1 protein-coding gene is annotated in these 1,202 nt (G+C 66.5%); it reads left to right on the forward strand.

Translation table 11 applies throughout. The features are described 5' to 3' along the window. Positions 1–140 precede the first annotated feature (140 nt). Positions 141–1,157, forward strand: coding sequence for a zinc-binding alcohol dehydrogenase family protein (locus tag CF68_RS30490; protein WP_035826354.1), 1,017 nt, complete (start codon positions 141–143; stop codon positions 1,155–1,157). The last annotated feature ends 45 nt before the right edge of the window (positions 1,158–1,202 follow it).

Consider the following 1,202-nt stretch of genomic DNA (forward strand, 5'->3'; position numbering starts at 1 on the left):
TGCGCGGGTAGCGCAGGCGGCCCTTTTTGTTGGGTGATTATCCGGAGTTTCAGGAAATTGATTGTTGTAGTTTCCAGCTAATCAAATCCATCGTGACGGGCTACGCTTCAGATCATTCCCTACACAACCCGGAGCCCGCCATGAAAGCCATCGGCCTGACCCAGTACCTGCCCATCACCGACCCGCGTTCGCTGCAGGACGTGGAGATCGACATGCCCAGCCCCGGCGGCCGCGACCTGCTGGTGAAGGTTGAGGCCGTCTCGGTCAACCCGGTCGACACCAAGGTGCGCGCGCCCAAGGCGCAGGTAGAGCCCACGCCGCGCGTGCTGGGCTGGGACGCAGCCGGCACGGTGGCGGCGGTGGGGCCGGAGGTGACCCTGTTCAAGGTTGGCGACCCGGTCTACTACGCGGGCAGCATCACGCGGTCCGGTGCCAACGCTGAATTCCACCTGGTCGATGAGCGCATCGTCGGCCACAAGCCTGCCTCGCTGGATTTCGCCAACGCGGCGGCGCTGCCGCTGACGGCGATCACCGCCTGGGAGGCTCTGTTCGACCGGCTGGGCATTTCGCCCAAGGGGGATCACGCCGGCCGCTCGGTGCTGATCATCGGCGGCGCGGGCGGCGTGGGCTCGATCGGCATCCAGCTGGCCAAGGTGCTGGCTGGGCTGACCGTGATCGCCACCGCGTCGCGGCCCGAGTCGCAGGAATGGTGCCGCCGTCTTGGCGCCGACCATACGGTTGACCATCGTGGCGACCTGCCGGCGCAGTTGAAGACGCTGGGATTTGCCGAGGTCGACTATATCCTCTGCTTCAACGACACCGACGGTCACTTCCCCGCGATGGCCGGCCTGATTGCGCCGCAGGGCAAGATCTGCACGATCGTCGAGAACGCCCGGCCGTTGCCGGTGGAATTGCTCAAGAACAAGAGCGCCACCTTCGTCTGGGAATTCATGTTCACGCGCGCCATGTTCAGCACGCCCGACATGGTCGCGCAGCATCGTCTGCTTGACGAGGTCGCGCGGCTGGTCGATGCCGGCCGCTTGCAGACCACGCTGGGCGAGAACCTGGGGCGCATCAACGCGGAGAACCTGCGGCGCGCGCACGCCATGCTGGAAGGCGGGCGGACCATCGGCAAGCTGGTGCTGGAAGGGTTCTGAGCCGGCGCGCTGCGCCCGGCAATCAACAACGCCCCCCCCGGGGGG

It is taken from the genome of Cupriavidus sp. SK-4 (assembly GCF_000611125.1).
In the GTDB taxonomy this organism is placed as follows: Bacteria; Pseudomonadota; Gammaproteobacteria; order Burkholderiales; family Burkholderiaceae; genus Cupriavidus; species Cupriavidus necator.